This window comes from Streptomyces sp. NPDC031554 (assembly GCF_055580685.1).
The window spans coordinates 130,140-143,849 of sequence record NZ_JBVIKX010000008.1 but is presented as its reverse complement, the minus strand read 5'-3'; the positions used below and the strand labels follow the sequence as shown (position 1 = coordinate 143,849).

The following is a 13,710-nucleotide window of genomic DNA, read 5'->3' as shown; positions in this document are numbered from 1 at the left end:
CGGGGCGTCCCGCACCGGCGTCCGTCACTCCTTCGGCGCCAGCGCTCCCGTCGCGAGGCCGTCACGGGCGACCTCGGCGAGCCGCCGGCTCAGTTCACCGACCTTGCGCATGCCTTCCTCGAACAGGGAGAGGTCCTTGAAGGCGGCGCCGTACCGGCGCTGGTCGTCGATGCCCATCCGGGGGATGCGGGAACCGCGGCCGTCGAGGCGGTACGTCCCGCTGGAGCTCGTGGACCGGCGGGTGTTGGCGGAGCCGCGCAGGAAACCCCGCAGATAGTCCGTGTCCAGTTGTCCGCTGGCCGAGACCGGTTCCGGGCCGTCGTACGTCACGAGACCGGCACGGGCGAGATCCGCGACGCTCGTGGTGGCACTGTCCAGCGAGCCGGGGCCGCCGCCCGCCGCGAGTTCGGGCAGGAGGGCGGTGAGCCGGCGGATCTCGTCCTCCAGCTGCCCGCGCAGGGCGGCGTACTCGCCCGGGAAGTCGCGGTGCCGGGAACGGAGGTGGCTGCCGGGGGTCAGGTCGACGGTGTCGTCGAGGAGTTCGATCAGCGGCACGTCGGCGACCTGGTCGGGACGTGGTTCCAGACTCCCGTCGGGACTGTTGCCGGTCAGGTCGATCATGCGCACGGTGTGGTCGGTGTCCACGCCTCCCGCGTTCTCGGGACGCCGCAGGCACCACAGGTGGACGGGCAGGGCGTGGGAGGTCGCCGTCCCCGGCGGCAGGGCGACCACTTGACGCAGGATGCCGCGGCGCACGAGTTCGGACCGGATACGGCGGCCCGCCTTGCGGTAGGCCACCGACGCGGGCATGACCATGAGGACCTGGCCCCCGGGCCCGGTGTGCGCGTAGGCGTGCTGGAGCCACGCGAGTTCTCCCTCGGCCTTGGACGGGGTGCCGAGTTCCCAGCGGGAGTCGAGCAGCAGCTCCTCCCGCCCCCACTCGGTCACACCCGCGGGCGGGTCGCAGACGACCAGATCCGCCTCGATGTCCGGCCACGCGTCCGCGCGCAGGGAGTCACCCGCCACGATGCGCACGTCCGGCCGGCCCAGGAGACGGGCGCGCAGCTGTGCGAAACGGGCGCTGTCCCCGTCCGCCTCCTGGCCGCGGCAGCGGGTCTCCACCCGGGCGGCGACCGACAGGAGCAGGACCCCGATGCCGCAGGCGGGATCGAAGACCGTGGCGTCGGCCTCCAGGTCCGGGGCGAAGTGGCACACGGCGCGCACCACGCGCTCGGGAGTCACCTGGTCCGATCCCGCACGCCGTGCGGATTCCATGAACCGCTCGGTCAGTCCGTGGACCATGTCGACGGGGGCTTCGCTCCGGACGAGCTCCTGTAAACGGGCGGCGAGCTCGTCCGGCAGCCCGGCCCCGGGTTCACCGGACAGCACCGCGGCCACCCGGGCCAGCCCCACGATCATCTGCTCGCCGTAGACGGCGCGCATGGCCTGCCACAACTCGACCTCGGGGGACACCTCCCGGCCCTTGCGCTGCCGGTCCAGCCATTCCTGGACCTCGGTGAGCGCGTAGAGCGGGCTGTTCGCGGCCCCTCCCGCCGGCGCGGGGAAGTCGTCGTAGCGCCGACGCCAATTGGAGACGGCGGCCCGGGTGACCCCGGCCAGCCGAGCGATCTCAGCGCCGGTGACCAGGGGTCCTGCCGGGGAAACGGCTTTGTCCGTCATGGGGTTCAGCGTACACGGGGCACTTCCGCACACCCGGTGAAGAATACGTTGACAATGCACACAGTTGGGGCCGCTGTCGCGCGCCCGCGGAACCGCGGAAGGGTCGGACCGTTTGACCCTCGACCTGGTCGAGGGGGCACAGTCCCGGGTGTGGAGAGCGAGATGCGCAGTATCGGGGAGATGGCCCGCGACAGCGGGCTGGGGGTCAGTGCCCTGCGGTTCTACGACCGGTCCGGGGTGCTGGTGCCGGCCCGGGTGGACCCGGTCAGCGGGTACCGGTGGTACGGGCCCGAGCAGCTCGGCGAGGCCCGGCTGCTGGCGCGGCTGCGGCGGGCCGGGATGCCGCTGGCGGACGTGCGGCTGGTGCTGGCCGGCTGGTCCGGGGCGGACACCGGCCTCGTCCGCAAGCTCCTCGACGCGCATCTGCGCCGGCTCGCCCGGGGGCTGTCCGACGCCCGCGGCGAGTTCTCCGCGCTCCGAGCACTTCTCGACCGACGGGAGAACCCCATGACCTCGCTCCGTACCGCCACCGCCCGACTCTCCGTCGCGGCGCCCGAGTTGGCCGCCGCGCTGGACGCCGTCCGTTTCGCCGCGAGCGGCGATCCGGAGCTGCCGATGCTGGGCGGTGTCCTGTTCGACGTCGAGGCGGGGCGGCTCCGGGTGGTGGCCACCGACCGGTACCGCCTGGCCGTGGCCGGGGCGGACGTCACCGGCGACGAGGAGGGCCGGGTCCAGGTCGTCGTGCCCATCCCGCTCGTGGACGCGATGCGGGCGCTGCTCGACGACGGGCCGGGGCGGCTCCCGGCGGACGACGGGGCGGCGGTGCTCTCGGTCGACGGGGACCGGGTGGTGCTGGAGGCGGGCGACCGGCAGGCGGCCGGCCGGTGCCTCGACCACGACTTCCCCGAGTACCGCCGCCTCCTGCCCCCGGCCGGCGGACGCACCGGCCTCGTGGACGTGGCCGCCTTCCGTACGGCGCTGGAGACCGGGTCCGTCCGTACCGCCGAGGAGAACGGCGCGGACCTCAGCGTGCTCCGGGTGGAGGACGACGGGACGGTGACCGTCTGCGCGGACGGCGACGAACGCCCGGACCGGGTCGCCGTCAACCGCGCTTTCCTGCTGGACGCTCTCGCCGCCGGGGCCCGGGAGCGGCTGGTGCTGCAGGTCGACGCGCCCACCGCGCCGATCGTGATCCGCCGGCCCGACGAGGAGGGCTCCCTGTCGGTCCTGATGCCGGTCCGGCTGGAGGACTGAGCGGGCGGACCCGGCCGCTCAGTCCTCGCGGTAGAGCTCCGTCAGGAGCTCTACCGCGGTCCGGGCCCGCACCCCGGCGCCCCCGGCCGGCCACGCCGAGCATCCCGTGCCCGTGCCGGCGGGCGCCGTCTCGTACTCGTACCGGCGGGCGCCGTCCCGTACTCGTACCGGCGGGCGCCGCCCCGTACCGGCGGACCCGCCTCACGCCGTCGTCGCCACCGCCGTCGCCTCCGCCGCCGTCGCATCCGCATCCGTCGCCGGCTTCTCGAACTGGGTGCGGTACAGCTGCGCGTACCGGCCGTCCGCCGCCAGCAGGGCCTCGTGCGTGCCGCGTTCCACGATCCGGCCGGACTCCACGACCAGGATCAGGTCGGCGGAGCGCACGGTGGACAGGCGGTGGGCGATGACGACGGCGGTACGGCCCTGGAGGGCCTCGGCGAGCGCCTCCTGGACGGCCGCCTCGGAGGTGTTGTCGAGGTGGGCGGTGGCCTCGTCGAGGATGACGACCCGCTGGCGGGCCAGCAGCAGGCGGGCGATGGTCATGCGCTGGCGTTCGCCGCCGGAGAGGCGGTAGCCGCGCTCGCCGACCACCGTGTCCAGGCCGTCGGGCAGGGCGCGGACCAGGTCGTCGAGGCGGGCGCGGCGCAGGGCGTCCCAGAGTTCCTCCTCGGCGGCCTCGGGCCGGGCGAGGAGGAGGTTGGCGCGGACGGTGTCGTGGAAGAGGTGGCCGTCCTGGGTGACCATGCCGATCGTCGCCCGCAGGGAGCGGGCGCTCAGGTCGCGGACGTCGGTCCCGCCGACGCGGACGGCGCCCTCGTCGACGTCGTACAGGCGCGGGAGCAGTTGCGCGATCGTCGACTTCCCGGCGCCGGAGGAGCCGACGAGGGCGACGGTCTGCCCCGGTTCGGCGCGGAAGGAGACGCCGTGCAGGACCTCGGCGCCGTCGCGGGTGTCGAGGGCGGCGACCTCCTCCAGGGAGGCGAGGGAGACCTTGTCGGCGGACGGGTAGCCGAAGCGGACGTCGTCGAACTCGACGGCGACCGGGCCCTCGGGCACCTCACGGGCGTCGGCCCTCTCCTCGATGAGGGGCTTCAGGTCGAGCACCTCGAAGACGCGCTCGAAGCTGACCAGGGCGCTCATCACCTCCACGCGGGCCCCGGCGAGCGCGGTGAGGGGGGCGTACAGGCGGGTCAGCAGCAGGGCGAGGGCGACGACGGCGCCGGGGTCGAGGCTGCCGTCCAGCGCGAGCCGGCCGCCGAGGCCGTAGACGAGGGCGAGGGCGAGGGCCGACACCAGGGTGAGGGCAGTGATGAACACCGACTGGGCGGTGGCCGTGCGGACGCCGATGTCGCGGACCCGGGCGGCGCGCTCGGCGAACTCGGCGGACTCCTGCTCGGGGCGGCCGAAGAGTTTCACGAGGGTGGCGCCGGGCGCGGAGAAGCGTTCCGTCATGCGGGTGCCCATCACCGCGTTCAGCGCGGCCGCCTCGCGCTGCATCTCGGCCATCCGGCGGCCCATGCGGCGGGCCGGTACCACGAACACCGGCAGCAGGACGAGGGCGAGCAGGGTGACCTGCCAGGACAGGGTGAGCATCACGGCGAGGGTGAGGACCAGGGTGACCAGGTTGCTGACCACTCCGGACAGCGTGTTGCTGAAGGCGCGCTGGGCGCCGATGACGTCGTTGTTGAGGCGGGAGACGAGCGCGCCGGTGCGGGTGCGGGTGAAGAAGGCCACCGGCATCCGCTGCACGTGGTCGAAGACCGTGGTGCGCAGGTCGAGGATGAGCCCCTCCCCCAGCGCCGCCGAGAGCCTGCGGCCCAGGATGCCGAACGCCGCCTCCAGCACGGCGATCAGCGCGATGAGCAGCGCCAGCCGCACGACGGTCGCGGCCTCGCCGTGCGAGACGATCGTGTTCACGACGCGGCCCGCGAGGACGGGCGTGGCCACGGCGAACAGCGCGGTCACCACCCCGATGAGGACGAAGGCGGCGATGCGGCGGCGGTGCGGGCGGGCGAAGGCGCCGATGCGGCGCAGGGTGACGCGGTTGAAGGGGCGGCGTTCGTGCCGGGCGTGCATGACGCTGTACAGCTGCGTCCAGGCGGTGGTCTCCATGCTCATGGAAGGACCGTAGGACCTCGACCGGAGTTGAGGTCAACACGGGGGAATCGGTCAGCGGTCGGCGGTCCGTGCTCAGCGGTCCGTGGTCAGCGGTCCGGGAGGGCCGTCACCCGGACCGGGCCGGCGTCGGGGTCGGGGTCGACCCGGTGGGTCCAGTCGGCGGACAGGCGCAGGGTGCGGTTCGGCAGGGCGCTGCGCAGCCGCTCGCGGTGCAGGACGCGGCCGTCCTGGGTGACGTGCAGGACCGGGCGGACGAGTTCCGTCGCCGTGCGCAGGACGTACGGGAGCCGGTCGGCCGGGGTGACGCGGTTCGGGGCGATCCAGCGCAGGGGCGGGGCCACGGTCAGGGGGACGGCGGGCGGGCGGGCGGTGCCGGTGCCCGTGCCGGTGAGGTGGTCCAGGACGGCGTCGGCCGCGTGGGCGCCGTCGCGGGCCGCGGTCGCCGCGCTCTCCGCGGGGTGCAGCAGGCTGCCGGCGGCGAAGACGCCCGGCCGCGAGGTGCGCAGGGAGCCGTCGACGGCGGGGCCGCGGGTGCCGGGGTCGAGCGACAGGCCGGCGCGGCGGGCCAGTTCGTGGTCGGGGACGAAGTCGCCGGTGAACACGACGGTGTCGCAGGGCAGGACGGCCGTCCGGCCGTCCTGGTGCCGGACGCGGACGCCCGACAGGCGTCCGTGGCCGAGGAGTTCGGTGACGGTGGTGCGGGTGAGGAGGGGGGTGCCGTGGCGCAGGCGGGCGTCGGCGGCGCGGGCCGCGGCGGTCTGCGGGCGGGCGTGCTCGGTGAGCATCGCCACCACGACGGCGCCCGCGGCCCGTACGGTGCCGGCCGCCGCGTAGGAGACGTCCTCGGCGCCGACGATCACCGCCCGGGTCCCGACGTGCTGCCCGTGGAGGTGGACGGCGCGCTGGAGTTCGCCCGTGGTGTGGACGCCGGCCGGGCGGGTGCCGGGCACCAGACGGGCGGCGCGCGGGCGTTCACGGGCGCCGGTGGCGAGGACGACGGCGCGTGCGGTGAGCGTCTCGAGGCCGTCGGGGCCCAGGGTGCGCAGGGACAGCGGGCCGGTCCAGTCCAGGGCGGTGACGCCGGGACGGACGGTGGCGCCGGCCCGCCGGGCGGCGGTGACCAGCAGACGGGCGTACGCCGGGCCGGTCAAGGGGTGCAGGAGGGTGCCGTAGCCGCCGTGCGCGCCGTGGCGGGGTGTTCCGCCGGGCTGCCGCTCGCGGTCCAGGACCTCGACGCGGCCGGCGCCCGCCGCGGCGAGGCGGGCGGCGGCCGCGAGTCCGGCGGGGCCCGCGCCGACGACCAGGACGTCGACCTGGCGTGCGGCCGTCATGGCCGCGCCGCCTTTCCCCGCGGCGCGTTTCCCCGCGCGGCCTCGCCCGGCGGGATCTTCCCCGGTGCGGCCTTCTGCGGTGCGGCCTTCTCCGGCGGGGCCTTCTCCGGTGGGGCCGGTGCGGCCGTCGCCTCCGCCAGGAGGGCGCGGACCTCGGGGCCGCAGTGCGTGCCCTGGCAGCGGCCCGCGCGGGCGCGGGTGCGGCGGCGCAGGCCTTCGAGGGTGCGGGGCGGGACCGGGCCGGCGAGGGCGTCGCGGATGTCGCCGCGGGAGACGCGCTCGCAGTGGCAGACGAGGACGCCGTACTCCGGGTCGGCGGCGATGCGGGCGGCGGCGGGGCGGAGGTCGCGCATCGCCACCGGCTCCAGGGGCCGGGCGGGGCCGAGGTCGAGACCGGTCTCCTCGGCCAGCAGGGCGGTGACGTGGGCGGCGATGGCGAGGGACGCGGTGAGGCCGGTGGAGCGGATGCCGCCGACGGTGACCTGTCCGGCGTCGGGGTGGGCGGTGATGCGGTAGTCCTCGTGCTCGGTGGCGGCGCGCAGACCGGCGTAGACGGCGGTGACCTCCTCGTCGAGGAGGGCGGGCAGCACGCGGGCGCCCCGGGCGCGCAGGGCGGCGAGGCCCTCGGCGGTGGATCCGGTGGCCCGCTTGTCGTCGAGGTCCTCGGCGGTGGGGCCGAGCAGGACGTTGCCGTACACGGTGGGGGCGACGAGGACGCCCTTGCCGAGGGCGGTGGGGACGGGCAGCAGGATGTGGCGGACGAGGTCGCGGGCGAGGGTGTCGAAGACGACGATCTGGCCGCGGCGCGGGGTGACGGTGAAGTCGTCGTGGCCGAGGAGGGTGTCCAGCGTGTCGGCGTGCAGTCCGGCCGCGTTGACGAGGCGGCGGGCGCGCAGGGTGCCCCGGGCGGTGCCGAGCACGTGGTCGCCGTCCTGCCGGCCCACCCGCGTCACCGCCGCGCCGAGGTGGAGGTCCACTCCGTGCCGGACCGCCTGGGTGGCGTACGCCAGCGGGGTCGTCCACGGGCAGACGACGCTCTCGCCGGGCACGTGCAGGGCGCCGAGCGCGCCGGGTCCCAGGTGCGGTTCGCGTGCGTACAGTTCGGCCGGTCCGAGGAGGCGGGCGTCGTGGCAGGCGTTGCGTTCGGCCTTCTCGGCGAGGCGGGGCAGGGCGGCGAGCTGTTCGTCGTCCCAGGCCACCAGGAGCGCGCCGACCGGGTCGACGGGGATGCCGGACTCGGCGGCGTACGCGGTGAGCAGGCGCGCTCCCTCCCGGACGAGCCGTGCCTCCAGGGAGCCGGGCACCGCGTCGAACCCGGTGTGCAGGATGGCGGTGTTGGCCTTGGAGGTGCCCTGTCCGATGTCGTCCTGGGCCTCGACGAGGGCGACCCTCAGGCGGGGCCGACGGGCCAGTTCGCGGGCGACGGCGCAGCCGACGACCCCGGCACCGACGATCACGACGTCGTACGGGTCCGTGGGCAGCGGTCCTCCGGTGGTCACCGTCATGCCGGGGCGCCGTTCAAGAGGGTCGTCACCGCGGTGCGGAAGCGGCCCCGGCGGTCCGCCGCCTCGTCGGCGGTGACGCGGGGCTCGTACACCGTCGACGGTCCGCTCTCGGGGAGCGCCTCGGCGAGGGTGGTGCCGTCGGCGGCGCCGAGGCGGGCGAGGGCGCCCACGCCGAGGGCGGTCGCGTCGGGCAGGGCGGACACCTCGACCGGGCGTTGCAGCAGGTCGGCCTGGGTCTGCATGAGCAGGGCGGAGCGGGTCAGGCCGCCGTCGACGCGCAGCAGGGTCAGGGGGGTGCCGAGGTCGGCCGCCGCGGCGTCGGCCAGCTCGACGACCTGGGCGGCCAGGCCCTCGCACAGGGCGCGCACCAGGTGTCCGGGGGCGGTGTCCAGGCCGAGGCCGGTGAGGGAGCCGCGCAGGTCGCCGCGCCACCAGGGGGCGGCGAGTCCGGCGAGCGCCGGGACGAAGGTGACGCCGCCGCTGTCGGGCACGGCCGCGCCGACGGTGTCGAGGTCGGCGGCGCCCGTGATGACGCCGAGGTCGGTGAGCCAGCGCACGGCGGAGGCGGCGGTGTAGACCTGGCCGTCCAGACAGTGGTCGGTACGGCCGTCGAGCCGCCAGGCGACGCAGCTGACCAGGCCCGAGGTGCCCCGCCGGGGGGTGGCACCGGTGGGGGCGAGGAGGAACGCGCCGGTGCCGTAGGTGCACTTGGCGGTGCCGGGTGCGGTGACGCGCTGGGCGAGGAGGGCGGCCTGCTGGTCGACGGCGAGGCCGGTGAGCGGGATGTCGTACCCGAACTCCCGCGTCGTGCCGACGGGTCGCGCGTTGTCGACGATCTCCGGGAGCCGCTCCCCGTCCAGTCCGAAGAGGCCGAGGGCGCGGGGGGACCAGGCGACCCGGTCGAGGTCGAGGAGCTGGGTGCGGCCGGCGGTCGCCGCGTCGGTGACGAAGGCGCCGGTGAGGCGGTGGACGAGCCAGACGTCGCTGGTGGTGACGACTCCGCGGGCGGTCAGGTGGCGGCGGATCCAGGCCATCTTGGGGGCGGCGAAGTACGGGTCGACGGGCAGGCCGGTCAGCTCCCGTAACTCCTCTGCGTGCGGGGCCAGTTCGGTACACAGGGCGTCCGCGCGGCGGTCCTGCCAGACGAGGGCGTCGGTGAGCGGGCGGCCCGTCGCCGGGTCCCAGGCGAGGACGGTCTCGCCCTGGTTGGCGAGGCCGAGCGCCGTGACGGGCTCGCCGGCCTCGGCCAGCGCGCACCGGCCGGCGTCCAGCACCGAGGCGTACAGCTCGGCCGGGTCCACCTCGACGAGGCCGCCGGGCAGGTGGCGGGGGCGCACGGCCGCGAACCCGGTTCCCAGGACGCCGCGTTCGGGGCAGACGACGAGGGCCTTGGTGCCGGACGTGCCCTGGTCGACGGCGAGTACCGGACCCGTCATCGCGCCCCTCCCTCGGTGATCGGCGGCCTCAGCCTGCCGCCGGGCGGTCCGCCTCGTCAAGGGCACCCGCCGGCCCCCACCTGCGTCGTTCCGGCCACCTCGACACCGTCCGGCCCGCGCTCGGTTGAAGCCTCGACAACCGCTCGGCCGCGGTCCCGACCGTCGCTCGGCGGCGGTCCCGACCGTCACTCGGCCGCGGTCCCGCCCCCCGCTCAGTTGCAGTATCGCCAAGCCTGTTCGGATCGATCCGGAAACGCGTGTGGAGGTGCGGGCCGGGCCCTATAGTGACCGCCGTCCCAGGCGATCTCCTCATCTGCCGCCCCGAGGAGGGCTGTTGTTACTCCACCTTGCCGTCCCACCCGTTCCCCGTCCGGGGGCGAGCGGCTGATGGCCAGAGACGGAGCACGCCCCGCCTACGACCCCGCGGGCCACGACGGCGAACTGCGGGCCGCCCTCCAGGAGGTGCGCACCGGCCGCTGGCTGTCGATGCGGACCCTGCTGGAGCGCACGACGCCGTGGTGGCAGTGGACACAGCGCACCCAGGTGCTCGCCGCGGGAGCGGCCGGTACCGACGTGGTGCGGGCCTGGCTGGCCGAGGAGCCGGACAGCGTGCCGGCCGCCGTGATGGCGGCGCGGGTCGCCGTCGAGCGGGCACTGCGCGCGCACCGCGAGCGGCACCGCCGTACGCACGAGTTGTGGATCGAGGCCTGGGACGTGAGCCAGAGCGCCACCCGGGCCGCGCCGGCGGACCCGGTGCCGTGGGTGTGTCTGCTGGCCCTGGCCCAGCTGGACCGTGAGCAGTCGTGGGAGGAGCACCGGGCGCCGCCGCCGGACCCGACCCTGCCGCCCGGCCCGTGGGGGCTGCTGGGGGCGGCCGTCGAGCGCGACCCGCACAACCGCGAGGCCCACCACCGCATGCTCCAGTTCCTCTACGCCCGTGCGGCGTCCGGACGGCTGGCGGAGGCGGCCGCTTTCGCCCAACTGGCCGCCCGGAGCGCCCCGCCGGGCTCGGCGCTGCACGTCCTGCCGCTGTACGTCCGGGTCGAGCGCTACCGGCGCGGCGGCGGGCGCGAGGCCGCCCTCGACCTGCACTGGGTGGCCGACGACGCCGCCCGTGAGGCGTTGCACGCGCACGCCTGGTGGTTCGGGCGCGGTGCCGCCGCCGAGCGTTCCCCGCTCGACCTGAACCACCTCGCCCACGCGCTGTGGGGAGCGCACCGGTTCGCCGAGGCCGCGGGGGTGTTCGACGCGATCGGCCCCTACCGCACCCCCCTGCCCTGGGCGTACCGCACCGCGGTGCCCGGCGACCACGGCCAGGCCGCGCAGGTGTTCCTCCAGGCCCGCGCCCGCAGCCACGGGGCCGTGCGCCCCGTGTCCGACTGACGCACCGCCCTCACGCGTCCGACCGAAGCACCACCCCCACGCGTCCGACCGACGCACCGCCACCACGCGTCCGACCGACCATCCTCCGGAGGATTTGGCATGTCCGGCACTCCCGAACCACCGTTCGCCACCCCCGTCCCGCGGCCCGACGAGGAGCAGCGGCTGCGCGAACTGGGCTACCGGCCCGTACTGGCCCGCCGCATGGGCGGCTTCGGCAACTTCGCGATCAGCTTCTCCGTCATCTCGATCCTCTCCGGCTGCATGACCCTGTACGGCTTCGGCATGGGCGCGGGCGGTCCCGCGGTGATGCTGTGGGGCTGGGCCGGGGTGGGACTGTTCGTGCTCTGCGTGGGGCTCGCGCTGGCCGAGGTCACCAGCGCGTACCCGACGTCCGGCGCCCTGTACTACATGGCGGACCGGCTCGGCGGGCGCCGCTGGGGCTGGTACACCGGCTGGCTGAACCTGCTCGGGCTGCTCGGCGCGATCGCCGGCATCGACTACGGCGCCGCCCTGTTCGCGGGGGCGTTCGCCAACCTCCAGTGGGGCTTCGAGCCGACGCCGGAGAAGACGATGCTGATCTTCATGGCGATCCTGCTGCTGCACGCCGTGCTGAACCTGTTCGGGGTCCGTCTGGTCAGCGTCCTGAACTCGGTCTCCGTGTGGTGGCACCTGGCCGGGGTGGCGCTCATCGTGGGAGCGCTGGCCGTCGTCCCCGACCACCACCGTTCCCCGTCCTTCGTCTTCGGCGAGTTCGTCAACGACACCGGCTGGGAGAACCCGGTGTACGTGGCGGCGATCGGCCTGCTGCTGGCCCAGTACACGTTCTCCGGCTACGACGCCTCGGCGCACCTGTCGGAGGAGACCGCCAACGCGTCGGTGTCCGCGGCGCGCGGCATCGTCCGCTCGATCTGGGTCTCCTGGGTGGCGGGCTTCGCCCTGCTGGCGGGCCTCACCTTCGCCGTCCAGGACTACGACGCCACGCGCGCCACCGCGACCGGCGTGCCGCCCGCGCAGATCCTGCTGGACGGGCTCGGCACCGACGGGGCGAGCGCGCTGCTGCTCGTCGTGATCGTCGCCCAGCTGTTCTGCGGCAACGCCGAGGTCGCCGCGGCCAGCCGGATGGTGTTCGCGTTCAGCCGGGACGGCGCCCTGCCGGGCTCGCACCTGTGGCGCAAGGTCAGCGCCCGCACCCAGACCCCGGTGGCCGCGGTGTGGCTGTCGGTCGCCGTCGCCTGCGTCCTGGCCCTGCCGTCGCTGTACTCCGCGACCGCCTACGGCGCGGTCACCGCGATCAACGTCATCGGCATCACGCCCGCGTACGCCATCCCCGTGCTGCTGCGGCTGCGCGCCGGGGACCGTTTCCGGCCGGGTCCCTGGAACCTGGGCCGCTGGAGCAGGCCGGTCGGCTGGGTCGCCGTGGTGTGGGTGGCCTGCGTGACGGTGCTGTTCTGCCTGCCGCAGTCCTCGCCGGTGACGGCGGACACCATGAACTACGCGTCCCTCGCCCTGGTCGTCGTCCTGGTCCTCGCCACGGTGTGGTGGTTCGTGGCCCGCCGTTCCTACGGCACGCCCACGGCGGCGGCGTACGGCTCGGACAAGGAGCAGGCGGAGCTGGCCGAGGGCATCGTCTGAGCCGGTCGCCGGGTACGAACGGCCCTGGCGGATACGGCAGGATGAGCGGTCGCGTCCGTGCACGGGACGGACGCGACCGCACTTCGCACTTCCCGGAACCGAGCAGGTGACCCACGTGACGACACTTCACATCCGGCCGTCGGCGCCCCCCTTCGCCGCGAACCGTCCCTCCGGAGGCGACCGGTGAACCGCGCGCTGACCCTCGACGACATCATCCTCGCCGGAACAGCCCTCGCCGCGGGCCTGTTGGTGGCGTTCGCGTCGCGGACGCTGCTGCGCTGGCTGGCCAAGCACGCCAAGCGCACCAAGTGGAGCGGCGACGACGTCGTCGTGGACGCGCTGCGCACGGTGGTGCCGTGGGCGGCGCTGGTGGGCGGCGGGGCGGCCGCGGCGGCCGTGCTGCCGCTGACCAGGCCCGTCCAGCACACCGTCAACCAGTCCCTGACCGTCCTGCTGATCTTCGCGGTGACGGTGTCGGCGGCCCGGGTGATCGCCGGGCTGGTGCAGAGCGTCACCCACGCCCGCTCCGGCGTGGCCGGATCCGCCACCATCTTCGTGAACATCACGCGGGTGCTGGTCCTGGCGCTCGGCTTCCTGGTCGCGCTGCAGAGCCTCGGCATCTCGATAGCGCCGATGCTGACCGCCCTCGGCGTCGGTGGTCTGGCCGTCGCGCTGGCCCTGCAGGACACCCTCGCGAACCTCTTCGCGGGCATCCACATCCTCGCCTCCAAGACCGTGCAGCGCGGTGACTACATCCGGCTCAGCAGCGGCGAGGAGGGCTACGTCGAGGACATCAACTGGCGGCAGACGACCGTGCGCGCCCTCTCCAACAACCTGGTCGTCATCCCCAACGGGCAGCTCGCCAAGTCGAACATGACCAACTTCATGCGGCCCGAGCAGCAGCTGACCATCCTGGTGCAGGCGGGGGTCGCCTACGACAGCGACCTGGAGCACGTCGAGCGGGTCACCTGCGAGGTGGTCACCGAGGTGATGACCGAGATCACGGGCGCCGTGCCGGACCACGAGCCGCTGGTGCGCTTCCACACCTTCGGCGACTCCCGGATCGGTTTCACGGTGATCCTCGGCGTCGGCGAGTTCAGCGACCAGTTCCGGATCAAGCACGAGTTCATCAAGCGCCTGCACCGCCGCTACCGCGCCGAGGGCATCCGCATCCCGGCGCCCGCCCGCACCGTGGCGCTCCAGCAGGGCACGGTGGTCATCCCGCAGCAGCGCTCGGGCGACGACCGGGTGCCGCCCGCGGCCCTGCACGACTGACACCGCCTCCCCTGGCTCCCTCGCCTCTCGCCTTCCGTGTCCGCTGGACGGCTCCCGACGGTCCCGGGCGGCTCCGGGCGGTCCCCGACGACTCCG

General features: G+C 74.9%; 9 protein-coding genes. 4 read left to right on the top strand and 5 right to left on the bottom strand.

Annotated elements, in window-relative coordinates:
- Window positions 1-24: 24 nt before the first annotated feature.
- Window positions 25-1,680 carry an N-6 DNA methylase gene (locus ACZ5FU_RS21700; RefSeq protein ID WP_469046301.1) on the bottom strand — a complete coding sequence of 552 codons (1,656 nt, stop codon included), beginning with the start codon at window positions 1,678-1,680 and terminating at the stop codon, window positions 25-27.
- Between the two features lie 162 nt (window positions 1,681-1,842).
- Between ACZ5FU_RS21700 and ACZ5FU_RS21695 the strand changes: the two genes are divergently transcribed.
- Complete coding sequence (locus ACZ5FU_RS21695) at window positions 1,843-2,934, top strand: DNA polymerase III subunit beta family protein (protein ID WP_451529374.1); 1,092 nt, start codon at window positions 1,843-1,845, stop codon at window positions 2,932-2,934.
- 201 nt (window positions 2,935-3,135) lie between these two features.
- Here the strand turns inward: ACZ5FU_RS21695 and ACZ5FU_RS21690 are convergent, their stop codons facing one another.
- The 4 genes from ACZ5FU_RS21690 to ACZ5FU_RS21675 all read right to left on the bottom strand — a co-directional run bounded on the left by ACZ5FU_RS21690 (window position 3,136) and on the right by ACZ5FU_RS21675 (window position 9,324).
- Entirely contained in the window at window positions 3,136-5,052 is a 1,917-nt protein-coding gene (locus ACZ5FU_RS21690; protein ID WP_451781226.1) for an ABC transporter ATP-binding protein, read from the bottom strand.
- A gap of 86 nt (window positions 5,053-5,138) precedes the next feature.
- Complete coding sequence (locus ACZ5FU_RS21685) at window positions 5,139-6,383, bottom strand: NAD(P)/FAD-dependent oxidoreductase (RefSeq protein ID WP_469046255.1); 1,245 nt, start codon at window positions 6,381-6,383, stop codon at window positions 5,139-5,141.
- A complete protein-coding gene (locus ACZ5FU_RS21680) occupies window positions 6,380-7,888 on the bottom strand; it encodes an FAD-dependent oxidoreductase (RefSeq protein WP_469046254.1) in 1,509 nt (502 codons plus the stop codon). The genes ACZ5FU_RS21685 and ACZ5FU_RS21680 overlap by 4 nt, the downstream gene beginning before the upstream one ends.
- A complete protein-coding gene (locus ACZ5FU_RS21675) occupies window positions 7,885-9,324 on the bottom strand; it encodes an FGGY family carbohydrate kinase (RefSeq protein WP_469046252.1) in 1,440 nt (479 codons plus the stop codon). The genes ACZ5FU_RS21680 and ACZ5FU_RS21675 overlap by 4 nt, the downstream gene beginning before the upstream one ends.
- A gap of 387 nt (window positions 9,325-9,711) precedes the next feature.
- Between ACZ5FU_RS21675 and ACZ5FU_RS21670 the strand changes: the two genes are divergently transcribed.
- The 3 genes from ACZ5FU_RS21670 to ACZ5FU_RS21660 all read left to right on the top strand — a co-directional run bounded on the left by ACZ5FU_RS21670 (window position 9,712) and on the right by ACZ5FU_RS21660 (window position 13,614).
- The gene (locus ACZ5FU_RS21670) at window positions 9,712-10,707 is read left to right on the top strand and encodes a hypothetical protein (protein WP_451529370.1); all 996 of its coding nucleotides are present in this window, start codon (window positions 9,712-9,714) and stop codon (window positions 10,705-10,707) included.
- 99 nt (window positions 10,708-10,806) lie between these two features.
- Window positions 10,807-12,339, top strand: a complete 1,533-nt coding sequence (locus tag ACZ5FU_RS21665) for an amino acid permease (protein ID WP_451781218.1) — start codon at window positions 10,807-10,809, stop codon at window positions 12,337-12,339.
- A 183-nt stretch (window positions 12,340-12,522) separates the two neighbouring features.
- The gene (locus tag ACZ5FU_RS21660; protein ID WP_451529368.1) at window positions 12,523-13,614 is read left to right on the top strand and encodes a mechanosensitive ion channel family protein; all 1,092 of its coding nucleotides are present in this window, start codon (window positions 12,523-12,525) and stop codon (window positions 13,612-13,614) included.
- The last annotated feature ends 96 nt before the right edge of the window (window positions 13,615-13,710 follow it).